The sequence below is a fragment of the Bradyrhizobium sp. LB8.2 genome (assembly GCF_040548035.1).
Lineage (GTDB): Bacteria > Pseudomonadota > Alphaproteobacteria > Rhizobiales > Xanthobacteraceae > Bradyrhizobium.
In genome coordinates this window covers 1-25,485 of record NZ_JBEPQV010000001.1, presented here as the reverse complement: position 1 = coordinate 25,485, position 25,485 = coordinate 1, and the positions used below count along the sequence as shown (strand labels likewise).

Genomic DNA, 25,485 nt, shown 5'->3' with positions numbered 1-25,485 from the left:
CGATGCGATCTCGCCACAATCGTGGGGACGCCGCAAACGGCGCACATATTCCGCCGTCTTCCTGGCGTTCAGGACGACGTCGGAGGATAGCCTCGACACCTTGACAGGCGCCCCGGTTCGACGGCTGTTTCACGAGCCGGACCATCGAACTCCCATGAGGACGAGCAATGCGGACGACATCGGTCGGCGTGATCAGGATTGCCACCAAAGGCCCCGGCGACGTCTCCGGCCTCCTGGACATGATCGCCTCCGGCGCGATCGATCCGACATCCATCCTGGCCATCCTCGGCAAGACCGAGGGCAATGGCGGCGTCAACGATTTTACCCGGGAATATGCCGTTGCCGCGCTGTGCGCGGCGCTGGCGCCGCAACTCGGCCTGTCGCCGCAGGAGGTCGAGCAGCGCATCGCTTTCGTGATGTCCGGCGGCACCGAGGGCGTGCTCAGCCCGCACATCACTGTGTTCACGCGCCAGGACGTCCCGCAGCGACCGGCAGGCTTATCAGGCAAACGCCTGAGCATCGGCATGGCGCACATCCGCGATTTCCTGCCCGAAGAGCTCGGCCGCTCCGCGCAGATCACGGAGACGGCCAAGGCCGTGAAAGCCGCGATGGAGGATGCCGGCATTGCTGACCCCACCGACATCCATTTCGTGCAGATCAAGTGCCCGCTGCTCACCAGCGATCGCGTCGAGGCGGCGAACGCGCGCGGCAACAAGACGGTGACGACCAGCGCTTACAGCTCGATGGCCTATTCGCGCGGCGCCTCCGCGCTCGGGGTTGCGGTCGCGCTCGGCGAGATCGCCTCCGACATTCGCGACGACGACGTGCTGCAACGTTACGATCTGTTCTCGAGGGTCGCCTCGACTTCGTCCGGGATCGAGCTGATGCACAACGTCGTCATCGTGCTCGGCAACGCGATGTCATCGACGAGCGAATTCGAGATCGGGCATGCTGTGATGAGCGATGCCATCGACGCCGCCGCCGTGCTTGCCGCGCTGGAGAGCGTCGGGCTGGACGTCGCGACGACGGGCCGCGAGCTCGTCAACATCTTCGCCAAGGCCGAGGCCTCGCCTGATGGCAGCGTGCGCTGCTTCCGCCACACCATGCTGGAAGATACCGACATCAGCTCGACGCGCCACGCCCGTGCCGCCGTCGGCGGCCTGATTGCCGGCCTCGCCGGCACCGGCGCGATCTATGTCTCCGGCGGGGCCGAGCATCAGGGGCCGGCCGGCGGCGGGCCGGTCGCGGTGATCGCAAAGCTCTCGAATTGATGCATCCGCATGCAATGCGGGTTTGCAGCCGACCTCTCCATCCGGCGCAACCCTGCCCTTCGCGTCGCCTCAGTTGTTTAAAGTGCTCCTGTGCGAAACTAAGATGGCGCCGCACGAAGAGGTTTGGATCGCATGACTTTCCCGATGAGCTGGAATGAATGGGCGCAGCACGACGGCGTGGGACTGGCGGCGCGCGTCCGCAAGGGCGAGCTGACGGCGAAGGAATTGGCCCGCCAGGCCGCTGCGGGCGTCGCCAAGGTCAATCCGGCACTGTCGGGTGTGGTCGAGCTGTTCGAGGACGTGATCGCCGATCCGGCCAAGGACGGCGCCAATCTCGCCGGGCCGTTCGCCGGCCTGCCCTTCCTGATGAAGGACCTCGGCCCGACCATGAAGGGCCGGCTCCAGGAAATGGGCTCGCTGTTGATGCGCGGCAATCGCGCCGCGGCCGATACGTTCCTGACCGCCAAATTCCGCCAGGCCGGGCTGAACCTGATCGGACGCACCACGACGCCGGAATTCGGCGTATGCAGCTCGGCGGACAATCCGGCCGTCTACGTCACGCGCAATCCCTGGGATACCGATTACACCACTTGCGGCTCGTCCGCGGGGAGCGCCGCGATGGTCGCGGCCGGCGTGGTGCCGATCGCACATGCAACCGATGGCGGCGGTTCGATCCGCATTCCCGCCGGGGTCAACGGCAATATCGGTCTTAAGGTCTCGCGCGGCGTGTTCTCGCTCGCCCCGCACATGTCGGACCTCACCGGGCTGGTCTCGATCCAGGGCTGCCAGTCGCGCAGCGTGCGCGACACCGCCGCCTTCGTCGATCATGCAAGGGGAGCGGCGCCGGGCGAATTCATGCCGTTCTGGACCACGGCACAGCCCTATTCCGAGATGATCAAGCGCGATCCGTCAAAACTTCGCATCGCGCTGTCGCACACCTGGGGCGACTACACCGCGACGCCTGAGATCGCCGCCGAGCTGGAGAAAGCTGGCCGCTTCCTCGAAGGCCTCGGCCATCACGTCGATTACGCCTTGCCCGAGCTCGACTTCCGCGCCGCGTTCGAAGCGCAGACCACCTGTTACATCTCGAATTTTGCCGTGGTGATCTCCAACATGCTCGCCGCACGCGGGCTGAAAAAGCCGCCGGAAGATCTCATCGAGCCCATGAACATCCGTATCTGGGAAGCCGGCCGGAACACGAGCTTTGCCGAGCGGGCGAAGATGCAAGGCGTGTTCAACACGACTTCACGCGCCTTCGGCGCCTTCTTCGAACAGTGGGACGTGATCCTGACGCCGATCACCGCGCTGCCGACGCCGAAGGTCGGCACCAGGGAATATCTCACCATCTCCGACAATCCTGACGTGCTCGACTGGTTCGGCAATCTCTGGCGCTTCTTCGCCTTCACGCCGCTCGCCAATCTCTGCGGCATGCCGGCGATATCGATGCCGATGGCCACGCAGGAACACGGCCTGCCGCTCGGCATCCAGGCGATTGCGAAGCAGGCCAATGACGGCCTCCTGCTGCAACTCGCCGCCCAGATCGAGCGCGCGCTCGACGGCAAGTGGAACGAAGGCAGAAAGCCGAAGGTGCATGTGAGCTGAAGGAAGGCTATCTGCATCCGACAATCGATATGCTTGCGGCCATCCTTCGAGACGCCCGCCTTTGGCGGGCTCCTCAGGATGAGGTCATCCTCGCGGCGAGATCTTTGACCCTCATGGTGAGGAGCGCCGCCTTACGGCGCGTCTCGAACCATGAAGGCCCCCTGCGATCACGTTGCCTGCTTCAGTTCTTCACCGTCGGGATCTCCTCGGCCGGCTGCTGCTGGCCCTGCTGATACATCGCCAGCGCCTTTTCGAGCGCTTCGCGCAGCGCCAGCGCGGCGGCCACGCTGCAGCGCAGATGCGCGGTCTGAACGACGTCAACCCTGACGGCGGCACCGACCGGCATCAACAGGTTCGCCGCAAGCTCGATCTGGATCGCGCCGTTGTGGTGGCCGAAGCAGGATGCGCCGTCGAAATAGATGATCGGCGCCCGCTCCGAGCTCGAGGTCGAAATGATGACGGGCCCCTGGCTGGTGGCGGGCGTTTCGGGATCGGCCATGGGCACACTCCTTACGGCTAGTCGATAGGACGAAGCGCCCACCATCGTTGCTTCGGCCCGCTCTGTCGAGGCCAAACCCGGCACACCTGCCGTGGACGCGCATTCGGGGTTTTGCGCCGCACCCGACACTGGTCTAGAACGTCGTCATGTCCAGCTCACCGACCACACTTCCGTTTGAGGAACTCGCCGAGGCGATCCGGGGGCGCCGCTCCGATTACGGACATATCAGCGGGCTCCAGCTCGACCGCTTCGCGCCTGGCGAGGCCTGGTCCAGCCTGCCCTACCGACCCGTCTTCGTCGGCGACACCGAGACCGGCGTGCTGCATGGCGGCGTCGTCACCGCGATGCTGGACGAGAGCTGCGGCATGGCGGTGCAGCTCGCGCTCGACGGCACGAGCGCCATCGCGACGCTTGATCTGCGCATCGACTACCAGAAGCCGGCAACGCCGGGCCTCGACATCAAGGCGCATTCGGTCTGCTACCGCACCACGCGCTCGATCGCCTTCGTGCGCTCCACCGCCTATCAGGAATCCGAGGACGATCCGGTCGCGACCGCCACCGCCTGCTTCATGATCGGCGCCAACCGTACCAACATGCTCGCGGATCGCAGGATGGATTCGCCCAGCATCCCGTCGCTGGAAGCGCCGGACGATCCGGCGGGCCCCTTCGCCAACAGCCCGTTCGCGCGCTGTCTCGGCATTCGCGTCAATAACGACGGCACACTGACGATGCCGTTCTCGCCAAAGATCATCGGCAATCCGATCCTGCCCGCGATCCATGGCGGCATGACCGGCGCCTTCCTCGAGACCACCGCGATCTTCGGAGTGGCGCGCGAGCTCGGCGCGGCCGCATTGCCCAAGCCGATCGGACTGACCGTCAACTATCTGCGCTCCGGCCGCGCGCTCGACACGTTCGCCAACGTTTCGATCGTGAAGCAGGGCCGGCGCATCGTCGCCTTCGAGGCGCGCGCCTGGCAGGACGATGCGGACAAGCCGATCGCCACCGCCTTCGGCCATTTCATGCTGCGGCCGACGCCCGGAAACGACGAGGAATAGGCGCATTTTCCCTTGACGGCCGGGGCCCGGGCCACAACGATAGCGCGATTCTGCGAGAGGTATTGGGTTGCGGCATCCGCTCGACATCGTCGCCATGTTCGCCGCGCTCTGGCTGCTGGCATCGATGGTGCTCGACGCGCTGACGCCGAAGGAGCTGACGGCGGTGATGATCGGCATCGCCATCGGACCCGCCGTCGTCATTACCGCCGTGTTCTACTATCTGCGCTGCCCGCGCCTGGATTTCGTGGTGATGTTCGCCGCATTGTGGCTGATCTCCGATATCGGCATCGCGTTCATCTCGCCGACGCAGCTGCCGCATTTCCTGATCGCACTCGGCTTCGTGCCGGCGCTGCTGATCGGCATCGTGCTGCACTGGCAACGCTTCCAGCGCCGCCACGAGCGGCTGCCCGTGCCGTCGGTCAAACGGGGCTAGCGCGGTAACAGATTGGTCTTGGCGAGATCGAGCACCTCATCGCCGCGGCCGTTCATCACGGCGCGCAGCACCCACAGGCTGAAACCCTTGATCTGCTCGGGCGTGATGGTCGGCGGCATCGACAGCTCCTGCTTCGCGGTGACGACGTCGAGCAGCGCCGGTCCGTTGTGAGCCAGCATCTCCTTCACCGCGCCTGGAAGCTCGCCCGGATCTTCGACGCGCCTCGCGAAGATGCCCATCGCGCGCGCCATCGCCGCGAAGTCGGGGTTTTCCAGATCGACATTGGTGTCGACGAAGCCGGCCGCCTTCATCTCCAGCGCGACAAAGCCGAGCACGCCGTTGTTGAAGATGACCACCTTCACCGGCAGCTTCATCTGCGTCAGCGTGATCAGGTCGCCCATCAGCATGGTGAAGCCGCCGTCGCCCGAGAGCGAGATAACCTGGCGGCCGGACTGCGCGGCCTGCGCGCCGATCGCCTGCGGCATGGCGTTGGCCATCGAGCCGTGCACGAAGGAGCCGATCAGCCGGCGGCGGCCGTTCATGTCGAGATAGCGCGCGGCCCACACCGTCGGCGTGCCGACATCGGCGGTGAAGACGGCATCGTCAGACGCATGGTCGCTGATGACCTTTGCGAGATATTGCGGATGGATCGGCTTGCTGCCCGGTGTGCCCTTGGCGAGAGAATCCAGACCTTCGCGCGCCTTCTTGTAGTGCGCGATCGCATCGTCCAGATGCTTGCACTGCGTCTTGGCCTTGAGCAGCGGCAGCAGCGCCTCGATGGTGAGCTTGACGTCGCCGACGAGACCGAGATCGATCTTGCAGCGCCGCCCGAGATTTTCCGGACGAATGTCGATCTGCGCGACTTGGCAATCAGTCGGGAAGAATTGCTTGTAGGGAAAATCAGTGCCGAGCATCACCAGCGCGTCGCAGGCGTGCATGGCGGCGTAGCCCGAGGAGAAGCCGATGAAGCCGGTCATGCCGACGTCGTAGGGATTGTCGTATTCGACATGCTCCTTGCCGCCGAGCGCATGCACGATCGGGCTCTTCAAGGCCTCCGCAAGCTGCATCAACGGCGCATGCGCGCCGGCGCAGCCGCGGCCGCAGAACAAGGTGATGCGCTCGGCGCCGTTGAGGAGGTCCGCGAGCGCCTTCAGTTCATCGGCCTGCGGCACCACCTTTGGCGCCGACAGCGTAAGGCCACGCGCCGTCGACAGCGCGCGCTTGGGTGGGCTACGGAAGGCGACATCGCCGGGCATGGCGATGACGGCAACGCCGCGCATACCGACCGCCGCGCGGATGGCGTTTTCCAGCACATAAGGTAGCTGACTCGGATCGGAGACCAGCTCGCAATAATGGCTGCACTCGCGGAACAGGTTTTGCGGATGGGTCTCCTGGAAATAGCCGCCGCCGATCTCGGCGGTCGGGATTTGCGCAGCGATCGCCAGCACGGGAACGCGGCTGCGATGGGCGTCGAACAGACCGTTGATCAGATGCAGATTGCCGGGGCCACACGAGCCCGCGCACACCGCAAGGCTGCCCGTCATCTCCGCTTCCCCGGCAGCGGCGAAGGCCGCGACCTCCTCGTGCCGGACGTGAATCCATTCGATCGTACCGCGCCGCCGCAACGCTTCGGTCAGCGCGTTCAGGCTGTCGCCGACGATGCCGTAGATGCGCTTGACGCCGGCCTGTTCGAGCGTTGCCACGAACAGATCGGCTACATTGTTGATCGCCATGTCGGTCTCCTGATCTCGCTGGTGCAGCAAGATAGGATAACGCGCGACCGTGACGGCATCACGGCTTGTTTATTGCGGGCTCAGTCTTTCGCAATCGCCCGATCGTAGGCCGTGATCGTCAATTTTGCGCGAGCGGCAACGTCCGTTGCCGTCATGCCGGGCTTGTAGAGGCTGGAGCCCAGCCCGAACGCCGTCACGCCACCCTTGATGTACTCGGCAAAATTCTGATCGGACACGCCGCCGACGGCGGCGATCGTCACGCCGGCCGGAAGCACGGCGCGAATCGCGGCAATGCCGGACGCACCGAGCACGCTGGCTGGAAAGAATTTGAGGCCCGATGCCCCCGATCGCGCTGCGAGCAGAGCTTCGGTCGGCGAGAACACGCCGGGCATCGTGATCATGCCGTACTGATGCGCGCGTGCCAGCACCTGGGTGTCGACGTTCGGCGAGACCATCAGCTTGCCGCCGACGTCGTTGAGACGATCGACATCTGCCGTCGTCAGCACGGTGCCGGCGCCGATCAGCACGCCGGCGGGCGCTTGCTTCACCGCCGTGGCGATCGAACGGAACGGATCCGGCGAGTTCAGGGGGATCTCGATTGCGGTCATGCCGGTTTCGATCAGCACGCCGACGATGGCCTGGATCTCCTCAAGCTTCACGCCGCGCAGGATCGCGACAAGTGGTCGCTTCATCGCCGGAAAGGGAACGCTCATCTCAATAGTCCTCTCATTTCGCCCAGATCGCGGCAGCGGCCATCGACAAACCGCGGCGAACGGCTTCATCCGCATCGATCGGCATGGCTGTCACTGACAGCGCGTCGAAAGCCAGCCTGTACAGCATCGCGAGCCGCCCCGAGGCAATCAGCGTGACGCCTGCTTTCGGCACCACGCCGGAGAGCCCTGCTGCCAGCTCTACACCAATCAACGTGCCCGACACCGTTTCGCGCGCCGCGGCCGGTGTGCCCTCGAACAGGAGCTGACGCGACCGCGCGGTGAACAGAAGATTGGCCGCGAAGGCCGGAGCTTCGTACGCGGCCTTGACCGCCGCCTTGAAGCTCGCGACATCCTCGGCGTCTTCGGCGCCTGCGACCGCGAGTGACAAAATCGTCTCGCGCGACACGACGCTGAACAGCTCGCCGGTCATGAAGGTGGAGAAATGCGCGACCGTTCCGTCCTTCACCCGCACCCATTTCGAATGCGTACCGGGCATGCAGACCAGCGCCTCGCCGGCGGTATCGAGACCGAGCGCGCCGAGCAGTTGGGTCTCCTCGCCGCGCATCACGTCCGGCGCTTTTGTATCGCGCTGCGCGATGCCCGGCAGGATGCGGATATCGCGCGTCTCGCCCGGCACAAGCGCGGCCTGCTTCAGAACAGCAGAGAGCGGCGCCGGCGTGTCGACATAGCCGGCCTCGACCCAGCCGGTACGCGCACCGGCCATGCCGCAGACGAGAACCGGCAGATGACTGGGAGCCTCGACCGCCGCAAGATGCGATTGCAGCACGGCAGCGAAGCCGGCCTTCGCCGCCGCCAGCATGCCCTCGTCGCTGCGGCGCTCGGTCAGCACCTTGCCGGCGCGGTCGATCAACCAGAGCCGGAAGCTGCTGGTGCCCCAGTCCACCGCGACATAGGCAGGTTCGGTCATCTCAATTCGCATCCTCGTCTCACCGCCAAGACGCCGTCTCGCGACAATGAGACGAGGCCTCGCAAATCTGCCCCGGGATATCGGCTATTGCGGCTGCAAACCAGCGTTTTCTCGCAGGTCTGAGGTGCCGCTCGCGTTGGCACACCGCTTGCGAAGAGGTGGCACACCGCTTGCTAAAGTGTCCCCGCTCACGTCCGTGAACCGCGCAACAAGACGCGTCAACATCAGATGAGGAACTCCATGGAGATCGGCTATTTCACGATGCCTTCGCACCCGCCGGAGTGCGGCCTGAAGGAAGGGAACGACTGGGACCTGCAAGTCATGCGCTGGCTCGACGAACTCGGCTATCAGGAGGCTTGGGTCGGCGAGCACCACACCGCGCCCTGGGAGCCCAATCCCACGCCCGATCTGCTGATCGCACAGGCGCTGATGCAGACCAAGCGCCTGCGCATCGGACCGGGCGGCTTCCTGCTGCCCTATCACCACCCGGCCGAGCTCGCCAACCGCGTCGCGATGCTCGATCATCTCTCCGAGGGCCGGCTCAATTTCGGGGTCGCGGCCAGCGGCCTGCCGAGCGACTGGGCGATGTTCAACGTCGACGGCATGAGTGGACAGAACCGCGACATGACGCGCGAGGCGCTGGAGATCATCCTGAAGATGTGGAGCGACCCCGCGCCCTGGACCTACAAGGGTAAATTCTGGACGGTGACCAAGCCGGACACGATGTTCGACTTCCTCAAGCCTCACATCAAGCCGTTGCAGACACCGCATCCGCCGATCGGCGTCGCCGGGCTCTCGAAGAACTCGGACACGCTGAAGCTCGCCGGCGAGCGCGGCTTCATCCCGATGAGCCTCAACCTCAACCCGGCCTATGTCGGCAGCCATTGGGATTCGGTCGTAGCAGGTGCCGCCAAGACCGGACGCAAGCCGAACCGCGCGGATTGGCGGCTGGTTCGCGAGGTGTTCGTCGCCGACACCGACGAGGAGGCCTGGAAGCTCTCGACCGGCGACATGATGGGCCGGATGATGGGCGAGTACTTCCTGCCGCTGCTCGGCCATTTCGGCTTCAAGGACTATCTGAAGCACGCGCCCGACGTGCCCGATAGCGACGTCACCGTCGAATATTGCGCCAAGCGGAACTGGATCGTCGGTTCGCCCGCGACCGTCGCCGAGAAGATCGAGAAGATCTACGATGAAGTCGGCGGCTTCGGCGTGCTGCTGGTGTTCGGCTTCGACTACAAGCACAAGGCTGAAGCCTGGCATCACTCGCTGTCGTTGCTGAGGAACGAGGTGATGCCGCGCCTGAAGCATCTCGGCTCCGCGATGAAGGCGGCTTGACCCGACGCGGGTGCGGCGCCATCGTGCCGCACCCGTTCTTTCTGGAGATTATCGCTTGAGCGTGGACGCAAAGGATTTCAAGCAGGCGATGCGCCAATGCGCCGGTGCCGTCGCGCTGGTGACGGTCGGCGCCGAGCACGGCAAGCGCACCGGGCTAACTGTGACCTCGGCTTGCTCGCTATCGGACTCACCGCCGTCCCTGATCGTCTGCGTCAACCGCAACGCCAGCGCGCATGCCCGCATCCGCGAGGAAGGCGCCTTCGCGATCAATTTCCTGCACGAGGACCATGCACTGCTGGCGCTCACCTTCAGCGGCCAGAAGGGCGTCAACGGCGACGATCGTTTTGCGTTCGGCCAATGGAAGCGCGGCGAGACCGGCGCGCCGGTGCTGAGCGATGCGGTCGCCGCATTCGACTGCGTACTGGCGCAGGAATTTGAAACGAAGACGCATTCGATCTTCGTCGGCGAGGTGCGCTACGTGTCACATTCCGACGCAGCCGCGGCGCTCGTGTATCTCCGCAGCAGTTTCCACGTACCGCACGAAATCCGCGGCACAGTTTCAGTCGGCGATCTCGATTCGCGACATCTGAGCTGGAGCGATTTCTCCTGAATTCGCGACGCCATGCGAATGCGGCCGCCGGGATCCGTTCCCGCTAGAGCAGATTGTAGCCGGGCGTGAGGTGGTTGCCTGGATCGTGGCGCCGCCTGGCATCGCGCAGCAACGGCCACTGCACCCCGAAATGATCGGCCCAATCCTGGGACGACATGGGAAACGCGCTCGCCGGGTACAACACGCCGCCGGCGCCGCGAATACGGTCGTACAGCTCGCGGTTCTGCGCGACCAGCCGTTCGGCATTCGTCTTGTCTGCCGATACCGGGATACGGATCAGATTGAACACGAACACGATCCGCTCGTCGGGCAACCGGACCAGTGGCGTGCGGCATTCATCCGTGATCATGGGATAGCAGGTGATCCGTCCGAACGGGCCGATGTCCTCACTCTTCGTCCCGGCAACGACCTCGCTCGCGATCTCCAGCGCGTTGCTGCCGCGCAGGAACACGAGAAGCCATGGATGCGGATTGAACCATTGACCGTTCGCCCTCAGAAGCGCTTCCAGCTTTGCAAACGCATTGGCGTCGTCGCGGAAGGCAAAGTCGGTGACGACGGCGCTCCCGCGGCGATCCGACAGACCTGCAAGCAGCGCCTCGTCGTCGGGATGAGAATCGCCGTCATGGAACACGCCTGCTTCCAGCAGGTATCGCCAGCCACCGGCCGCCTCTGGCACGACGGCTCCCTGCAGCTGATCGAAGCGCGCCTCCGCCAGGACACGGCGCTGATCGGCCGTCAGCGAGGGGAGATCCGGGTAAGAGAGTTGGAAGCGTCGGACCCGTTCGGGCGCACGCACCAGCCGAAGCGTCGCCCTCGTGATGATCGCGCATTGGGCAAGCCCGGCCCGAACGGCATCATAGAGCTCGGCGTTGGACGTTGGCGAGCAGGTCAATTGCCGGCCCTCGCCCGTCACCACATCGAGCTCGATAGCCTGGTCCGTCAGCAGGCCATGTCGCGACGACGATCCGCCGATTCCGCCGATGGCGAGGGTGCCGCCCACGGACAGGCCGAGGTAGTTGGTCAGGACCGGCGGAACCAGCCCTTTGGCCAAGGTCGCTTCCAGCACCGCGTGCCAGATCGCACCTGCATCGACCACGACACGGTCCGGCTCGATCCGATGGATGGTGGCCAGCGCGCCGAGGTCGATCACAATGCCGCCTTCCGTCATGACACGACCATAGATGCTATGGCCCTGCCCGCGCGCGGCAACCGTCAGCCCTTGCTCCGCGGCCCATCGCAGAATCCCCGCGATCCCGGGAATCGTCGTCGGCCTGAACACGGCACGCGGCTGCTTGTGGATGATGTGACCGAAATCCTCACCCGCGGCCGCGCAAGCTTCCGGGTTGCAGTTCGATGCGGCACTGGCAAATGGTCCATCGGCCGGGCCGCGCGACTGGCCGGCAAGAGCGAGGGAAGCTAGCGTCGCGGTGGCGCTGACACCTGCATGCAGCAGCGCGCGTCGATTGGGGGTCATGGTGCGGTCCTTCACGCCGGACCGGGCGGATAAGTGCCCGTGGCCCGCAAACTGCGGTCGCCCGCGCCTCCGAACAACCGACACATCGCGGGATACACATTCCCGCAAACCGGGAGAATGCGGACGGAACGCACGCCGGCGATGCACGTGGCCAATGGGTAAAAGAGCCGGGGCTCTTAGAGCCGCTCGCGCTTCAATCGCCCCGCCAGCAGATCGACGAACAGGCGCGTCTTGGCCGGCGGCGCCGCGCTCGGCGGGACTACGGCGTACACCGGCATGCGCGGTGCCTCGAAATCCTCCAGCACGATCTCCAGCGCGCCATCATCGACGCGATCGCGTATCTGCCAGAACGGCGCGTAGCCGACGCCGATGCCATGGCAGGCAGCCGCCTGCGCCGCCGTCGTATTATCGGTCCGGAAGCGGCCGTTCACCTGCACCATCTTCACCTCGCCGCCGATCTGAAACCGCCACGCTTCCGTGTCAGCCGGGCCGGTCCTGCGCAGAATACATTGATGGTCTGTCAGGTCGTCGGGATGAAGCGGACGCCCATGGCGCGCGAAATAGCCGGGTGCGCCGTAGACAACCGTGCGAAGCTCGCCGAGCCGCCGCGCCTTGAGCGAGGAATCCGGCAATTCCCTGATCCGCACGGCCAGATCGAATCCATCGGCGACGACGTCGATGGGCCGATCGGAGACATGGAGATCGGTTTCGATCCGCGGAAAGCGCGCCATGAAATCCGCAATCGCCGGCACGACGTGGGTCGATCCGAACAGGACGGGCGCGGCGACCCTGAGAAGACCCGACGGCTCGACGCGGCGGTTGGCCGCTTCCAGGCGCGCCTCGCTGATTTCGGCAAAGGCCGGCTTGACGCGATGATAGAACGCAAGTCCCGCTTCAGTCGCCAGCGATCGCCGCGTGGTCCGCCGCACCAGCTCAACACCGACGTTGCGTTCCAGCGCCGCCAATGCCCGGTTGACGGACTGCAGCGACCGTCCCAATTGTCGCGCGGCCGCGGTCTGGCTGCCGGCCTCGACGACAGCCAGAAAGACTTCGATCTCCTCCATCGAATCCTCTCCTCTCGCAATTTCTGGAAATGCACGTTCGCGACGGCCTGTCCGCCGCGAGCGAAGACACAGGCTGCGCCGGCATTTTCTGACTGCCTTCGGCGGAGCCGGGATGTCGAACCGGTCTAGTATGAACCCGAGTCGATCTTCAACTGCTTGATCTTGCGATACAGCGTCGCGCGGCTGAGTTTCAACGCACGCGCCGCATCGGTGACACGGCCGCCATGCTTGCGCAACGCCTCAATGATGGTCGCGCGTTCGGCTACGGCAAGGTCGGGCTCCGCCGCCCTTCCACCAAACGGCGGCAGATCGAGGTCGGCGTCGGTGATGACGCCGTCCTCCGCCGTGCAGCCGGCGAGCCGCAGGACATGCCGGAGCTGGCGCATGTTGCCGGGATAGGGGTAGGCCGCGAGCTGCGACCACGCCTCGTCCGAGAGCCGGCAGTTCGGCGCTTCCTCGCGCGCGATCTGCCGGATGACGTCGTCGCGGTCGGCGCGCTCGCGCAAGGCCGGCAGCCGCACTTCCATGCCGCGCAGACGGAAATAGAGATCGGCGCGGAAGGCGCCCTGCTCGGCCATGCGCCCGAGGTCGCGATGGGTGGCGCTGATCAGGCGAATGTCGACCGGCACGGGCTTCGGCGCGCCGAGCGGCCAGACTTCGCGATTCTCCAGCACGCGCAAGAGCCGCGTCTGCAGCGCGATCGGCATGTCGCCGATCTCGTCGAGGAACAGCGTGCCGCCATCGGCCTGCACGATCAGGCCCTTCGAGCCGTCGCGGCGCGCGCCGGTGAAGGCGCCGGCCTCGTAGCCGAACAGCTCGGCATCGATCAGGCTTTCCGGCATCGCCGCGCAGTTCAGCGCGACATAGTTGTGGCGCGCGCGATTGCCGGCCGCGTGAATGGCGCGCGCGAACACATCCTTACCGACGCCGGTCTCGCCGTGCAGCAGCACCGGCAGATTGTGATCGCCGATGCTCCTGAGCCGCTTCACGCTCTTGATCAAGCCGGGGTCGCGGCCGGCGAGCCGGTGCAGCGCGTCGAAGCGATCGGCAGGTGCATCGCGGCGCGGCGCGAGCGGACGGGTCGATGACCTCGCCCGCAGCGGCGGCGCGACATGGCCATGCCCCAACGGACTGCCATCGGCCCGGCGCAGCTCGACGGTGTCGTCTGCGTTGCGCGCGGCAGGATGATCGAACTTGACGTAGCGCGACAGATCGATGCCGGATGCGATCAAGCCGTCGGTGAGACCCAGCAGTGCGCGCGCCGAACGGCAGGCACCGACGATGCGGCGATCGTCGTCATAGGCGAGCAGGCCGCTGCCGCCGTCGCCCGGCACGGTCGCGATCCAGGCGTTGCGGAAATGACCGCGGAAGATCGCACCCTCCATGCGCCGCGTCGCCTCCATCGTCACCGCGAGCGCAAGCTGATGCGCGGTGCGTTCGAGGTCCTCGCGGCAGGAGGTGATGTTCACCGCACCGGCGAGGCGACCGGCCTGGTCGAACAGCGGCGCCACGGCACACGAGAACATGTGCCACTGCGCGCGAAAATGCTCGTCGCGATGCACCAGGATCGGCTTCTGCTCCGCAAGCGCCGTGCCGAGCCCGTTGGTGCCTTCGAAGGCCTCGGAAAAATTCGAGCCGGTATAGACCTTCCAGCGCATGAAGATCTCGGCATCGGCCGCGCCGGGCACCCGGCTCCACAGCATCGTGGCGCTGGGATCGGCGAGATTGACGCAATAGCCGGTCTGGCGCAGCACGCGGGCGAGATCTTCCAGCTCCGGCGTTGCAAGCCGGATCAGCTGCTCCATCGGCTCGGCGACATGCCGGACCTCCGCCTCGGTCAGCGTCTGCGGCGGGCCTTGGCGGGCGGGATCGAGCTTGTGGCTGATCAGGCAGCGCCGCCAGGAATCGGCAATGCGCGACGAGGCATCGACGTCGGCCACGTGATTGGCGACGGACAAGACACGGGCGACATGGTTCGAGGCCGAAAGGCTGGCCATCGCGGACGTCTCCACCCTGTATTATTGTGCAAAGTCTGGCACCGCAGGCGGGGATGTCAATCGGGAACCGGAAACGGTCGTGCCGCAATCAAGATTGCTGCACCGCCCTCACCACGTATCGATGCACGGCCGCTTCTTGCCCGTCCTCGCAGGCGGCTTCGGCACCGACCGCAGACCCGCCATGATCCAGCGTCGCGTCTCGGAGGGGTCGATGACGTTGTCGATTTCGAACACGGATGCGATCGAGACCGCCTTGCCGTTGGCATAGAGCTCAGCGACCTTGTTGCGATAATAGGTTTCGCGCTCGACGGGGTCGGCGATCGCCTCCATTTCCTTGCGGAAGCCGAGGCGGACATAACCCTCCAGGCCCATGCCGCCGAATTCGCCGGTCGGCCAGGCCGCGGTGAAGAACGAGGCATGGAAGCCGCCGCCGATCATCGACTGCGCCCCGAGCCCGTAGCCCTTGCGCAGCACGATGCCGAACAGCGGCACGGTAAGGCTCGCACCTGTCACGAACATGCGCGAGACGTGGCGCACGATCGCGGTTTTCTCGGCTTCCGGGCCGACCATGAAGCCGGGCGTGTCGCACAGCGAGACGATCGGCAGATCGAAGGCGTCGCAGAGCTGGAGGAAGCGCGCGGCCTTGTCGCCGGCATCGGCATCGATCGCGCCGCCGAGATGGCGCGGATTGTTGGCGATCAGGCCGAACGGCCTGCCCTCGATGCGGATCAACGCGGTGATCATGCCGACACCATAGTCGCGGCGCAGCTCCAGCACGGAATCCTTGTCCGCGACGAGGTCGATCACGCTGCGGATGTCGTAGACGCGCAGGCGGTTCTCGGGGATCGCGCGGCGCAGCAACCGCTGGTCGGCGGCCTGCCACTCCGTCACCGCACCCTGGAAATAGGACAGGTATTTTTGCGCAATGCGCGTCGCCTCTTCTTCGTCCTCGACGAGGATGTCGATGACGCCATTCGGCGACTGGAACGAGACCGGGCCGACCTCGGCCGGGTGATAGACGCCGAGCCCGCCGCCCTGGATCATGGCGGGGCCGCCCATGCCGATCGAGGCGTTCTTGGTGGCGATGATCACGTCGCTGCAACCGAGCATCGCGGCATTGCCGGCGAAACAATAGCCGGAGACGATTCCGATAACCGGCACGAGGCCGGAGAGCCTTGCGAACTGCACGAACGACGGACCATCGAGGCCGGTCATGCCGAGCCGGTCGGTATCGCCGGGCCGGCCGCCGCCGCCTTCGGCGTAGAACACCAGAGGCACGCGCCAGTCTTCCGCGAGCGTCAGCATGCGGTCGATCTTCTTGTGGTTCATGTGGCCCTGCGTGCCCGCGAGCACGGTGTAGTCGTAGGCCACGACGATGCAGCGCCCGCCCTCAGGGCCGAACTTCTCGGCGTTGACGGTCGCGACACCCATGACGAGGCCGTCGGCCGGTGTGTTCTTGACGAGATCGTCGAGCTTGCGCCGGCGCCGCTGCGCCGCAATCGCAAGGCTGCCGTACTCCATGAACGAGCCGTCGTCGACGAGTTGCGCGACGTTTTCGCGTGCGGTGCGCTGGTTGGTGTTGCGGCGGCGCTCGACCGAGGCCGGGCGATGTTCGTCGAGCGTGTTGGCCTGGCGCGCGATCATTTCGGCGAGATCGAGACGGATGTGGTCGAGAGCGATATCCGCTTCCTGCGCCGAATGATCGGCGGCGACGTCGAGCGGCTCGAGGTAGAGAATCGCCTCGCCATGCATCAGCGTGACACCGTCGCCGGCGACGAGCTTCATGACCCGGCCGCCCTGCTCGGCCATCACGAGATGCTCCATCTTCATGGACTCGATCACGGCGAGCTGCTGGCCGGGGCGCACGATCTCGCCTTCCCTGACCTGGATGGTGACGATGGTCCCCTGCAAGGGAGCCGCGACCATCACCGCGCCTTCCGGCACGATCTGTGCGGTATGCGCTTCGGTGCCGCGGCCGCCGCTTCGCTCCGTCGCCGCAAAATAGAGCGGCTTTGCAGCGCCATCGGCGGCCTCCACGAGCTTCGCGATATTGCGGTCGATGAAGTCGGTCGCGATGCGGTTGGTCCTGAAATCGGGATGCGCCAGCACCGCCTGAAGGAAGGCGATGTTGGTAACGACGCCGTCGATCCGAAATTCGCGCAACGCCCGCGAGGCTTTTGCAACCACGTCGTGCCAAGCCTCTCCCGGCGTATGCACGATGACCTTCGCCAAGAGCGAGTCGAAGGCGGCGCTGGTCTTGTAGCCGGCATAACCAAAACTATCGACGCGGACGCCGGGGCCCGACGGCGGTTCGAACACGGCAAGCACGCCGCCGGTCGGATGAGTCGCGCCTAGCTCGTCCAGCGTCTCCATGTTGACGCGGAGCTGCATGGCATAGCCGCGCGGCTTCGGGATCGAACCTTGCGCCAGGCCAAGCGAGGCAAGCGAGGCGCCGGCGGCGACCGCGAGCTGGGCGCGGACGAGATCGAGGCCAAGCACCTCTTCCGTCACGGTGTGCTCGACCTGCAGCCGCGGATTGGCTTCGATGAAGGCAAAACTGTCTTGGGCGGCGCCGTCGACCAGGAACTCGAAGGTGCCGAGACTGTCGTAAGACGCGGCTGCGGCGAGCTGCTTCGCTGCCTCGATGATACGGCCGCGCAAGCCTTCGCCGAGCGACGGGCTCGGCGCCACCTCGATCAGCTTCTGGTGCCGGCGCTGGATGGTGCATTCGCGCTCCCAGAGATGAGAGATTGCGCCGTGGCGGTCGCCGATGATCTGCACCTCGATATGGCGCGCCTGCCGGATCAGGCGCTCGGCATAGACGCCGTCGAAGCCGAACGCGGCCTTGGCCTCGGACTGGCAGCGCGCATAGGCCTCCGCGAGATCGGATGCGTTCTCGACCACGCGCATGCCGCGGCCGCCGCCCCCGGCCATCGCCTTGATCACGATCGCGGCGCCTTCGCCAAGGGATTCGAAGAATGCCGTGATCTCCCCGAGCGACGAAGGCCCGCTGGTGCCGGCGATGATCGGCACGCCGCAACGTCTTGCCAATTGCCGCGCCGCGACCTTGTCGCCGAACAGTTCGAGCGCCGCAGCTTTCGGTCCGACGAAGGCGATGCCTGCATCGGCGCAGGCCTTCGCAAACGCAGCGTTCTCGCTGAGGAAGCCATAGCCGGGATGCACGGCATCGCAGCCTGCGCTCTTCGCCGCCTTCACCACGGCCTCGATGTCGAGATAGGCCCGCGCGCCGCGGCCGGGGATTTCGGTCGCCTCATCGGCAACCCGCACATGCAGCGACAGCGCATCGTCGGCCGGGTGGATCGCGACCGTCGCGATGCCGGCATCAGCCGCCGCGCGCGCGATGCGGATGGCGATCTCGCCGCGGTTGGCGATCAGGAGTTTTTTGAACGACATGCAGCGTCTCCATGCCCGCGTGTCCAAGCGCGGGTCGGCAGGTCCGATGGTTCTGCTTCGTCGCTTTAGCCGAGGCCGTCAAGGGTGGAGGACGCCGGTCGCGATGCCCGTTCCCGCGAGCCGGAATATCAGTTGGTCGCGCGCGCTGCCTTGCGCGGCCTGCTGCATCGCGCTCGCTTTCTGCTGACACCTAGCGGCCCCTTTTGTCGAGCACGAGATCGATGGTGTGGGCGGCGATCTTGCGCAGCTGCGGCTCGTCATCGAAGGCACGCTCGATTACGGCGAGGCCGCGCGTCACGGTGATGATGTGCAGCGCTGCGGTCGCGGGGTTGCCGCTGAATTCGCCGCGCTTTGCGCCCGCCGACAACGCATCCTGAACCAGAGCGGTGATGCGCGAGATGAGGTTCGCGAAGGCCTGGCGCGCGTCCTCATCCAGCCCCTCGCCTTCGGCCGCGCCGAGCTCCATCAATCCGCGCGTGGTCGGGCATCCCCGCGGCGGTGAGCCGGAGCGGAAATTGGTGATGGTCGAATCAAAGAACGCGGTGAGACGCTTGCGCAATGAGCCCGCACCGAGCGCCTTTTGCAAGGCAATGAGATAGTCGCCCGCATAGCGCTCATAGGCCAGGAGGAACAGCGCCTCCTTGCTGCCGAAGGCGTTGTAGAGACTGCCGCGCTGGACACCGGCGTCGCGCGCGATGTCCGACAGCGAAGTGCCGCGCACGCCGTTGCGCCAGAACTGATCGAACGCGATGCGCAGGACATCGTCGTGGTCGAACTCGCGCGGCCTCAAGCTTCGCTCCTGTCCGGTATATTTGACACGATGTCAAAAACGTGCATTCTAGACGCTGCGTCAAAAACAAATTGGGGCCGACGCCCCCTTTCGTCAATGAGGAACTCGCGATGCCTCTCCTTCATATCTCGATGCGCGCCGGAAAGCCGGAGCCCTACCGGCAGGCGATCCTCGACGGCCTTTACCGCGCCATGCGCGAGGCACTGAACGTGCCGGAAGGCGACGAGTTCATGACCATCAGCGAGCATGCCGCCGCAAACTTCCGCTGCGGCAACGCCTACGGCGTCAGGCGCAGCGACGACGCCGTGCTCATCCAGATCACCGTATTCGCCTCGCGCACTCCTGAGCAGAAGAAGGCCTTGTACCGGCGGATCGCCGACCTGCTCGGCGAAAATCCGGGCATCCGTCCCGAAGACGTGTTCGTCAACGTGCTCGATGCGCCGGCAGAGAACTGGTCCGTCGGCCACGGCGTCGCGCAATTCGCTTGAAGCGCCAGCGTCACCGATCCGCAACGCACGTCTCCATGATTCCATCGAGCTCCGCTTTCGAGAGCACCCCGAGTTCGGCGATGAAGACGATCCGCGCGCGCGGCACGCCTTCGGCCGGCGCATCGCCAAGGGCGAGCGCGGCATCGCCAAGGGCGAGCGCGGCATCGCCAGGGGCGAGCGTGGCGCGGCCGGCGGCGAATTGAAACAGCATCTGGCGCCCGGGCTGCTCGACGGTCTCGAACAGGCCTTTTGCCCGCGCGAGTTTTGGCGCCAGCTTGCCGATCGCCTTTTGCAAGCGGGGCAGCAAGAGCGGTTGGTCCGACGTCCAGCTCAGCGTTTCGAAGCGCTCTTCTGCCGGCCGGCGCGGTCCGGGATCGCGCGGCGCGGACGCGCGATCGACGGTCGGGGGGAACAGCAGCGCGGACGGAATCTCGCCGTGCGGCGCGTCGACCACCACGGCAGGGACGCGTTGCGCGCGGATGGCCTCGCGCATCCGCCCGCCCGCGCCCTCGTCCGCCAGATCCAGCTTGCTCAACGCCACGATGTCGGCAACGCGCAATTGCGAACGCTGAAGCGCATCGTCCAGGGCGGCCAGCGGTGTCGCCGCATCCATCACGCAGAGCACCGTTTCGAGCGGCGCCGCGCGCAGGATCACGGGATCCATCAGATTGCGGACGATGTCGGCGGGATCGGCAACGCCGCTAGTCTCGATGACGATGTATTCCGGTTTCGGATCACGCCGCAGCAGCGTCGAGAGCGTGCGCAGGAGGTCGCCTTCGAGCGAGCAACAGATGCAGCCATTGGCGAGGCTGACCACGCCGTCGCTCGCGCCGGCGATCAGCTCGGCATCGATGTTGATCGCCCCGAAATCGTTGACGATTGCGGCGATCCGCCGCCCCTCCGCATGCGCCAGCAGATGGTTCACGACAGTGGTTTTGCCCGCTCCCAAAAAGCCTGTCACCAGAAGAATGGGGACCGGCACGGGTCAGCCCTCGACGACGGTGCGGCGCACGGGCCGGCCGGGCCGCGCCGCCACGTCCAGCACACCATCTGTGATCAGCGGCTGGCCGCTGACGATCAGATGCCGCACACCTTCCGAGGGACGGTTCATCGCCGTGAACGTGGCGCGGTCGCTGAGCTTCTCGTAGTCGAACACGACGATGTCGGCATCGGCGTCTTTCGCAAGCCTGCCCTTGGCGCGCATCGCCGGCGTGCCCGGCGACAGGATTTCCGCCGGGATCAGCGCACATTTGCGCACACCTTCCAGCAGCGACACGGTCTTGCGCTCGCGCACCCATTCGCGGATGAATTTCGTGAAGCAGCCCGCCGAACGCGGATGCGAGGTGGCGTCATCGGGCAGCGGCCAGGCATCGCCGGTGTAGGTCTTGCCGTCCGAGGTCGTCCACGGCATCGCGTCGGAGGCGATCGCGCCGCCGCGATAGAGCACCGACATGTCGAGCAGGTCGCGATGATGCGCGTTGTTCTCGGTGTCGAGGATGTGCCACAGCACCAGCGAAGACGGTTCTTCGGCCTGCGCTTTCAAGAGCTCCTCGCGATCGCTGAAGCGATGGCCGTCGGTGACCCGCTGCACGGAATCGTAGCCGGTGCCGTTGCGCTCGACGAATTCGGGGTCGCTGAAGAAGGCAGCCGCCAGCACGGTCGAGCCGGTGCCGTACGGATAGGCCTCGACCGTGATGGGCAGGCCCTGCGCCTGCGCTTTCGCGATCAGCACGCGGCAGCGCTCGACATCGGTCTTGCTCGACGAGTTGAAATGGCAGATGTGCATATGCGCGCCGGTGGCGCCGGCATAGCCGATCAGGCGGATGTAGGCTTCCGCCGCGCTCTCGGGGTCGACGCGCGACATGTAGGCGACATGGGTGAAGGTCGGCACGTCCTGCGCGGCCGCGAGCTGGCAGACCGCGGTCAGCTCCTGCACGCCGGCGCCCGGCGCGTAGGCGTTGAGGATGCCGATACCGATGCCGCCCTCGTTCAGGCCGCGTGCGAGGCGCTCGAGGATGCCGGCGACCTCCGCATCGCTCGCCACGTTGTCGATCCAGCGACGATCGCGCATGGCGTTGCCGAACGCCTCCAGCGAGCTTTCCGCATTGGAGCCGGTCATCGCGCCGATGCGCGCAAAGGCCCAGTTGGCGGCGGCGCCATAATTCAGCACGCGTCCCTTCCGCGCCTGGCGCTCATACCAGGACCCGACCGGCAGCACGCCTGCTTCGAGGTCGAGCGTCGTCGTCACGCCGTCGAACGCCTGCATGCGGTCGGCCGGGATCGACTGGCCATGTGCGTGCAGATCGATGAAGCCAGGTGCGACCACGAGCCCGGTCGCGTCAATCACCCGCTCGGCGCCGCCGAGCGAGGAGCCGACCGCGGCGACCTTGCCGTCCACCACCGCCACATCCCCGATGGCGTCCATTCCGCTGGCGGGATCCACCACCCGGCCGCCAGAGATCACCAAGCCGCTCATATCGTCACTCCCTCCACGCTGAATTCGCATCAAGGCAGATTCCGGAAGGTCCGACCACCTCCACCGATGCCGACGCATCATGCTCGCAAGGGAGGTCAATTCACATGCGCGTCGCAGACACGCGCTCGCAGTCTCGCGGCAGGTTTGCCCGAGCTATGCTTCTCGCTTCACCCCTCTCGAAAGAAAGGGCGCAGGGAAGACCGGGCGCCGGCTGGCACCCATAAAAACCCCTATGCGAACTGATTGCACACGCAATGCACAGGGGAGACACAGGGCAGCCGAGACCAGACCTTCCCTGCGGGATGGTTTGACGGCCTATGCCGCGCTCTCCCCGGAGACGAGTTCCTTCTTGCCTCCGTCACCCCCGCGAAATCCACGGCAACGCGCCGGTTGACGCGCTGACGCCTTCGCAAAGGCTTGACCGTAGCAACGACGGCCAGGACCACACGGTTTCGCCGTACGCAGGCTGCCTTGCGTCGCCAAAGGGTCCGCAAGACTTGAGCGCCGTCCGTCTATCGCGGTTCGTACCATGCTCACGAGGTTCATCTCGCCCTGCACGCACAAGCCCGCCTTTAACGCCGCCCGCGTCCACCGCACTCCAGCCCGCGTTCGTGACGACGTACGACCGCCCCTTTGCTGGGCTGGGATGGGCGAGAGATACGATATTTCCGAATTTCGGTAAAGTGGAATATTTTTGTGGACAGGGGTTGACGACGGATCGGAGTGTTTTGGCAGCGGGAACTGGTCACAGTCAGCCCCCTTGCAGCATTTACGTATTTGCTGTATTTTAGAGCAATGATGGAGATTGCAATGGCTAAGTTTTCGACCAGCGACCTCTCCCGAAAGTCGGGAGATATCATTGCCGAGGCCTTGCGCAGGCCCGTGACGATTACCCAGCGAAACAAGCCTCGCCTAGTGCTGCTGAGCATTGAAGACTACAATAGGCTCATGTCCAAGGCGGATACGCGCAAGGCTGGCCGGCTGGAAGCAATGCCTGACGACCTCTTCAACGAGGTCAAGAGCGCGATTGGCAGTTACGAACAGGAGCGCGACGAGACGTGAGCCTTGATGCGCTTCGCACTGGCCATGTGATCCGATTTCCCTATCTCTGGGTCCGCGAGGCCGAGCGCGGCGAAACCGAAGGCCGCAAATCTCGCCCGGTCGCGGTAGGCGTGAGGATCCCGCGGCCCGGAGGCGACGATGTGCTGGTGCTGTTTCCGATCACCAGCCAACCGCCCGCTCCGGGTCGTTTCGCTGCCGAAATTCCCGAGATGGAAAAACGCCGGGCCGGGCTCGACGTCGCATTGCGGCTCTGGATCATCCTCGACGAATATAATCAGGACACGGTCGGACGCTCGTTCTATCTCGAGCCGCAGCCGCCACTTGGTCGCTTCAGCAAAGCGTTCTTCCTGCCCTTAATGAAGAAGTTCATTGCGCGGCGCGCCAGCGCGCGCGCGGTTAACCGGCAACGCTGAAATGGACGAGCCGTTGTGGCCAAATAAAAAAGGGGGCGCCGATGGCAAGGAAGCTGCCGCCGATTCATCCCGGCGAAATCCTGCGTGAAGAATTTCTCGTTCCGCTCAAGCTGACGCCCTACGCGGTCGCGGCCGCCCTGAGCGTGCCGCGCACCCGGATCGAGCGCATTGCGCGCGAGGAAAAGCCGGTCACGGCCGACACCGCGCTGCGGCTCGGCAAGTACCGGCGCGGCGTTCTGGATGAACATCCAGACGCGCTACGACCTCGAAACGGCCGAAGACGTGCTCGCACCACAGATCAGGAAGATTGCGGCTTACGAGGCGGTTTGATGCAGTTGCGAGCGCAAATGTCTAGCAGACCTCCAAGGCGACATCCAAACCCGAAAAATTAAGTGCACCCTCGCGTAACCCGCCAACCTGTGAGCGAGAACCCTCAATGGAAAGTCGTATTGATCACATACGCGCGCTTGGCGCCGGCTATTTCGAGCAGATAGTCGCCGACCGTGAGGAGGAGACGCTCCATCTGGAGTTCAAGACACTCGCACAAGATGGCGGCAGGCTCACGCGTGATGATCGAAAAATGATCGCAGAAGCTCTCGCCGGCCTCGCAAATGCGGAGGGCGGCGTTCTGGTCATCGGTATCGAGACAAGGCACGTCGAAGGGGTCGATGTGGCAGCCGGCAAGCGACCTGTCAAACAACTGCAGCGCACGGCTAATCTGATACGCGCACAGATCCCTGAAATGTTCTCGCCTCAACATTCGGGGATCAAACTACTGTCCATTACTGAAGCTGCAAAGGATGACGAGGGTTTTGTCGTAATTGACGTCCCCGCATCACCGGACCGCCCTCACTACAGCAACGTCCACCACCAGTACTTTACGCGTGGGGCAGACAGGACCCGGGTGATGGAACATGGTGAAATTCGTGACCTCATGTTCGCCACACGCCACGGCAGCCTAGAAGTAAGAACATCAACTCAGATCGGCATCCGATCAGGAAACAAATTCGGAGGTAGCTTCTTGCTTTCGGTCGCAAACGTCGGGCGGCTTCCGGTACGAGCGCCATATCTGAAGGTTTCTCCGAGCTCTGGTTGGCAGGCAGTTGGTGTTGGGCTCCTCGATATGCGCCAGCTTCGGGGCAATACAGTAGGCCTCTACGCCAAAACTGATCAGTTGGTTCACGTTGACGACGAGTTTCATCTCGCACGACGCGCAACAGGTATCGAGTTGATGATGACAGGAGATCGCCGCGAGATAATTTCGAAGATTCGCGAGACCAGAGATGACAAGCTGTTTCGAATTAAGCCGTTCGAGGAGCAAAATCCGTCAGATCTTTCATTCGGCACTTTCCGAGTAACGTTCGGCGCGGAGAACGTCCTTCCCGACACCGCCACGTTCGAGTTAGGCAAATGGGAGATGTTTGAGATATTGGCCGAGAGCCTTGAAAATTCGTCGTTCTAATGTGGCGCTCCAGGGAGACTCACGAGGCGGTCTGAGAACGACGCAATCGCGAGTACCGGATATCCCATGCCAGTGAATTTCGCGGACATCACTCAAGCCTTCAATTGGGCCAACACCAACGGCGACATGGGGGAGTTTTGCGCCTTCGTTTGCATGGAAACCGGGAAGATTTACTATCAAACCGATTTTATGGACGCAGCGGAGTTCAACGACGAACTGCCGGACGACATTGACGACGAGGAGAAATACGTACCGCTCCCGGACAAAAACGACCTCGGCCAGGGCAAGCCGCTGGTGCTCGATTTTGCCCGCGAGGTCCTGCCGGACGATTTCGACGACGTCCGGTATTTCTTCAGCAAACGGGGAGCCTATCCGAAATTCAAGGCCCTGCTCGCCCGACGCGGTGCAATCGATCGCTGGCACGCCTTCGAAAATGAGGCGACAGAGCAGGCTTTGCGGGAGTGGTGCAAGGAGAATGAGATTGAGGTCGTCGGCTAGGGTCTGTTGGGATTCATCTGGAGTTTATCGCGGCCGCGGCCAGATAGATCATTGAAGTGAAGCTCTGGTGGGTCTTGTCGGCGCGCATTGCGATGCGCTTGAATTCCTTGAGCTTGCCGAAGAAGTTCTCGATGAGATGCCGCCATTTGTACATCTCCTTGTCGA

At 64.8% G+C, this 25,485-nt stretch carries 23 protein-coding genes and 1 pseudogene; 12 read left to right on the top strand and 12 right to left on the bottom strand.

Annotated elements, in window-relative coordinates; all coding sequences use genetic code 11:
* Nucleotides 1-167: 167 nt before the first annotated feature.
* Together atzD and ABIB06_RS00115 are read left to right on the top strand one after the other, a co-directional pair.
* Nucleotides 168-1,271: a cyanuric acid amidohydrolase gene (gene atzD, locus ABIB06_RS00120; protein WP_354047656.1), complete on the top strand. Its 1,104-nt coding sequence runs from the start codon at nucleotides 168-170 to the stop codon at nucleotides 1,269-1,271.
* Between the two features lie 132 nt (nucleotides 1,272-1,403).
* Complete coding sequence (locus ABIB06_RS00115; protein ID WP_354047658.1) at nucleotides 1,404-2,873, top strand: amidase; 1,470 nt, start codon at nucleotides 1,404-1,406, stop codon at nucleotides 2,871-2,873.
* Nucleotides 2,874-3,054: 181 nt separating this feature from the next.
* Here the strand turns inward: ABIB06_RS00115 and ABIB06_RS00110 are convergent, their stop codons facing one another.
* Nucleotides 3,055-3,372 (bottom strand): hypothetical protein, encoded by a 318-nt coding sequence (locus ABIB06_RS00110; RefSeq protein WP_247339390.1) that lies wholly within the window; start codon nucleotides 3,370-3,372, stop codon nucleotides 3,055-3,057.
* Between the two features lie 146 nt (nucleotides 3,373-3,518).
* Here ABIB06_RS00110 and ABIB06_RS00105 point away from each other — a divergent pair, with 146 nt between their 5' ends.
* Both ABIB06_RS00105 and ABIB06_RS00100 read left to right on the top strand, forming a co-directional pair.
* The gene (locus ABIB06_RS00105) at nucleotides 3,519-4,427 is read left to right on the top strand and encodes a PaaI family thioesterase (protein ID WP_354047661.1); all 909 of its coding nucleotides are present in this window, start codon (nucleotides 3,519-3,521) and stop codon (nucleotides 4,425-4,427) included.
* A 67-nt stretch (nucleotides 4,428-4,494) separates the two neighbouring features.
* Entirely contained in the window at nucleotides 4,495-4,860 is a 366-nt protein-coding gene (locus ABIB06_RS00100) for a hypothetical protein (RefSeq protein ID WP_247339388.1), read from the top strand.
* Here the strand turns inward: ABIB06_RS00100 and poxB are convergent.
* The 3 genes from poxB to ABIB06_RS00085 all read right to left on the bottom strand — a co-directional run bounded on the left by poxB (nucleotide 4,857) and on the right by ABIB06_RS00085 (nucleotide 8,234).
* Nucleotides 4,857-6,593 (bottom strand): ubiquinone-dependent pyruvate dehydrogenase, encoded by a 1,737-nt coding sequence (gene poxB / locus ABIB06_RS00095; RefSeq protein ID WP_354047663.1) that lies wholly within the window; start codon nucleotides 6,591-6,593, stop codon nucleotides 4,857-4,859. The genes ABIB06_RS00100 and poxB overlap by 4 nt on opposite strands.
* Before the next feature lie 80 nt (nucleotides 6,594-6,673).
* Nucleotides 6,674-7,306, bottom strand: coding sequence for a 2-dehydro-3-deoxy-6-phosphogalactonate aldolase (locus tag ABIB06_RS00090; RefSeq protein WP_354047664.1), 633 nt, complete (start codon nucleotides 7,304-7,306; stop codon nucleotides 6,674-6,676).
* A 13-nt stretch (nucleotides 7,307-7,319) separates the two neighbouring features.
* The gene (locus ABIB06_RS00085; protein WP_354047666.1) at nucleotides 7,320-8,234 is read right to left on the bottom strand and encodes a 2-dehydro-3-deoxygalactonokinase; all 915 of its coding nucleotides are present in this window, start codon (nucleotides 8,232-8,234) and stop codon (nucleotides 7,320-7,322) included.
* Nucleotides 8,235-8,474: 240 nt separating this feature from the next.
* On the opposite strand from ABIB06_RS00085, the gene ABIB06_RS00080 reads away from it, so the two are divergent.
* Together ABIB06_RS00080 and ABIB06_RS00075 are read left to right on the top strand one after the other, a co-directional pair.
* Nucleotides 8,475-9,572, top strand: a complete 1,098-nt coding sequence (locus ABIB06_RS00080; protein ID WP_247339375.1) for an LLM class flavin-dependent oxidoreductase — start codon at nucleotides 8,475-8,477, stop codon at nucleotides 9,570-9,572.
* 55 nt (nucleotides 9,573-9,627) lie between these two features.
* On the top strand, nucleotides 9,628-10,182 hold the full coding sequence (locus ABIB06_RS00075) for a flavin reductase family protein (protein ID WP_354047669.1): 555 nt from the start codon (nucleotides 9,628-9,630) through the stop codon (nucleotides 10,180-10,182).
* A 43-nt stretch (nucleotides 10,183-10,225) separates the two neighbouring features.
* On the opposite strand, the gene ABIB06_RS00070 is transcribed toward ABIB06_RS00075, so the two are convergent.
* From ABIB06_RS00070 to ABIB06_RS00050, 5 genes are all read right to left on the bottom strand, one after another.
* On the bottom strand, nucleotides 10,226-11,656 hold the full coding sequence (locus tag ABIB06_RS00070) for an FAD-binding protein (RefSeq protein ID WP_354047671.1): 1,431 nt from the start codon (nucleotides 11,654-11,656) through the stop codon (nucleotides 10,226-10,228).
* 176 nt (nucleotides 11,657-11,832) lie between these two features.
* Nucleotides 11,833-12,720 (bottom strand): LysR family transcriptional regulator, encoded by an 888-nt coding sequence (locus ABIB06_RS00065; protein WP_354047672.1) that lies wholly within the window; start codon nucleotides 12,718-12,720, stop codon nucleotides 11,833-11,835.
* A 125-nt stretch (nucleotides 12,721-12,845) separates the two neighbouring features.
* Nucleotides 12,846-14,717, bottom strand: coding sequence for a sigma-54-dependent Fis family transcriptional regulator (locus ABIB06_RS00060; protein ID WP_354047674.1), 1,872 nt, complete (start codon nucleotides 14,715-14,717; stop codon nucleotides 12,846-12,848).
* A gap of 108 nt (nucleotides 14,718-14,825) precedes the next feature.
* The gene (locus ABIB06_RS00055; protein WP_354047676.1) at nucleotides 14,826-18,131 is read right to left on the bottom strand and encodes an acetyl-CoA carboxylase family protein; all 3,306 of its coding nucleotides are present in this window, start codon (nucleotides 18,129-18,131) and stop codon (nucleotides 14,826-14,828) included.
* Nucleotides 18,132-18,321: 190 nt separating this feature from the next.
* Nucleotides 18,322-18,921: a TetR/AcrR family transcriptional regulator gene (locus ABIB06_RS00050; RefSeq protein WP_354047678.1), complete on the bottom strand. Its 600-nt coding sequence runs from the start codon at nucleotides 18,919-18,921 to the stop codon at nucleotides 18,322-18,324.
* A gap of 110 nt (nucleotides 18,922-19,031) precedes the next feature.
* On the opposite strand from ABIB06_RS00050, the gene ABIB06_RS00045 reads away from it, so the two are divergent.
* Nucleotides 19,032-19,409 carry a tautomerase family protein gene (locus ABIB06_RS00045; RefSeq protein WP_354047680.1) on the top strand — a complete coding sequence of 126 codons (378 nt, stop codon included), beginning with the start codon at nucleotides 19,032-19,034 and terminating at the stop codon, nucleotides 19,407-19,409.
* 10 nt (nucleotides 19,410-19,419) lie between these two features.
* Here ABIB06_RS00045 and ABIB06_RS00040 read toward each other — a convergent pair whose 3' ends face one another.
* Nucleotides 19,420-20,391, bottom strand: coding sequence for a CobW family GTP-binding protein (locus ABIB06_RS00040; RefSeq protein WP_354068824.1), 972 nt, complete (start codon nucleotides 20,389-20,391; stop codon nucleotides 19,420-19,422).
* 3 nt (nucleotides 20,392-20,394) lie between these two features.
* Complete coding sequence (locus tag ABIB06_RS00035) at nucleotides 20,395-21,885, bottom strand: amidohydrolase family protein (RefSeq protein ID WP_354047684.1); 1,491 nt, start codon at nucleotides 21,883-21,885, stop codon at nucleotides 20,395-20,397.
* Nucleotides 21,886-22,683: 798 nt separating this feature from the next.
* Between ABIB06_RS00035 and ABIB06_RS00030 the strand changes: the two genes are divergently transcribed.
* From ABIB06_RS00030 to ABIB06_RS00010, 5 genes are all read left to right on the top strand, one after another.
* Nucleotides 22,684-22,947 carry a type II toxin-antitoxin system prevent-host-death family antitoxin gene (locus ABIB06_RS00030; RefSeq protein ID WP_502916535.1) on the top strand — a complete coding sequence of 88 codons (264 nt, stop codon included), beginning with the start codon at nucleotides 22,684-22,686 and terminating at the stop codon, nucleotides 22,945-22,947.
* Nucleotides 22,944-23,360, top strand: a complete 417-nt coding sequence (locus ABIB06_RS00025) for a hypothetical protein (RefSeq protein WP_354047688.1) — start codon at nucleotides 22,944-22,946, stop codon at nucleotides 23,358-23,360. Before ABIB06_RS00030 ends, ABIB06_RS00025 begins: the two co-directional genes overlap by 4 nt.
* Before the next feature lie 41 nt (nucleotides 23,361-23,401).
* Nucleotides 23,402-23,752: a HigA family addiction module antitoxin gene (locus ABIB06_RS00020; RefSeq protein WP_354047690.1), complete on the top strand. Its 351-nt coding sequence runs from the start codon at nucleotides 23,402-23,404 to the stop codon at nucleotides 23,750-23,752.
* 44 nt (nucleotides 23,753-23,796) lie between these two features.
* The gene (locus tag ABIB06_RS00015) at nucleotides 23,797-24,822 is read left to right on the top strand and encodes an AlbA family DNA-binding domain-containing protein (RefSeq protein ID WP_354047692.1); all 1,026 of its coding nucleotides are present in this window, start codon (nucleotides 23,797-23,799) and stop codon (nucleotides 24,820-24,822) included.
* A 66-nt stretch (nucleotides 24,823-24,888) separates the two neighbouring features.
* Nucleotides 24,889-25,320, top strand: a complete 432-nt coding sequence (locus ABIB06_RS00010; RefSeq protein ID WP_354047694.1) for a hypothetical protein — start codon at nucleotides 24,889-24,891, stop codon at nucleotides 25,318-25,320.
* A 13-nt stretch (nucleotides 25,321-25,333) separates the two neighbouring features.
* On the opposite strand, the pseudogene ABIB06_RS00005 reads toward ABIB06_RS00010, so the two are convergent.
* Nucleotides 25,334-25,485, bottom strand: a pseudogene (locus tag ABIB06_RS00005) (transposase); the annotation flags it as partial.

Coding starts and splice junctions, on each gene's coding strand:
- ABIB06_RS00045 (WP_354047680.1), top strand. CDS start 19,032: ATGCCTCTCCTTCATATCTCGATGCGCGCCGGAAAGCCGGAGCCCTAC.
- ABIB06_RS00030 (WP_502916535.1), top strand. CDS start 22,684: ATGGAGATTGCAATGGCTAAGTTTTCGACCAGCGACCTCTCCCGAAAG.
- ABIB06_RS00060 (WP_354047674.1), bottom strand. CDS start 14,717: ATGGCCAGCCTTTCGGCCTCGAACCATGTCGCCCGTGTCTTGTCCGTC.
- ABIB06_RS00085 (WP_354047666.1), bottom strand. CDS start 8,234: ATGACCGAACCTGCCTATGTCGCGGTGGACTGGGGCACCAGCAGCTTC.
- ABIB06_RS00010 (WP_354047694.1), top strand. CDS start 24,889: ATGCCAGTGAATTTCGCGGACATCACTCAAGCCTTCAATTGGGCCAAC.
- atzD (WP_354047656.1), top strand. CDS start 168: ATGCGGACGACATCGGTCGGCGTGATCAGGATTGCCACCAAAGGCCCC.
- ABIB06_RS00110 (WP_247339390.1), bottom strand. CDS start 3,372: ATGGCCGATCCCGAAACGCCCGCCACCAGCCAGGGGCCCGTCATCATT.
- ABIB06_RS00015 (WP_354047692.1), top strand. CDS start 23,797: ATGGAAAGTCGTATTGATCACATACGCGCGCTTGGCGCCGGCTATTTC.
- ABIB06_RS00020 (WP_354047690.1), top strand. CDS start 23,402: ATGGCAAGGAAGCTGCCGCCGATTCATCCCGGCGAAATCCTGCGTGAA.
- poxB (WP_354047663.1), bottom strand. CDS start 6,593: ATGGCGATCAACAATGTAGCCGATCTGTTCGTGGCAACGCTCGAACAG.
- ABIB06_RS00055 (WP_354047676.1), bottom strand. CDS start 18,131: ATGTCGTTCAAAAAACTCCTGATCGCCAACCGCGGCGAGATCGCCATC.
- ABIB06_RS00105 (WP_354047661.1), top strand. CDS start 3,519: ATGTCCAGCTCACCGACCACACTTCCGTTTGAGGAACTCGCCGAGGCG.
- ABIB06_RS00115 (WP_354047658.1), top strand. CDS start 1,404: ATGACTTTCCCGATGAGCTGGAATGAATGGGCGCAGCACGACGGCGTG.
- ABIB06_RS00035 (WP_354047684.1), bottom strand. CDS start 21,885: ATGAGCGGCTTGGTGATCTCTGGCGGCCGGGTGGTGGATCCCGCCAGC.
- ABIB06_RS00080 (WP_247339375.1), top strand. CDS start 8,475: ATGGAGATCGGCTATTTCACGATGCCTTCGCACCCGCCGGAGTGCGGC.
- ABIB06_RS00065 (WP_354047672.1), bottom strand. CDS start 12,720: ATGGAGGAGATCGAAGTCTTTCTGGCTGTCGTCGAGGCCGGCAGCCAG.
- ABIB06_RS00070 (WP_354047671.1), bottom strand. CDS start 11,656: ATGACCCCCAATCGACGCGCGCTGCTGCATGCAGGTGTCAGCGCCACC.
- ABIB06_RS00090 (WP_354047664.1), bottom strand. CDS start 7,306: ATGAGCGTTCCCTTTCCGGCGATGAAGCGACCACTTGTCGCGATCCTG.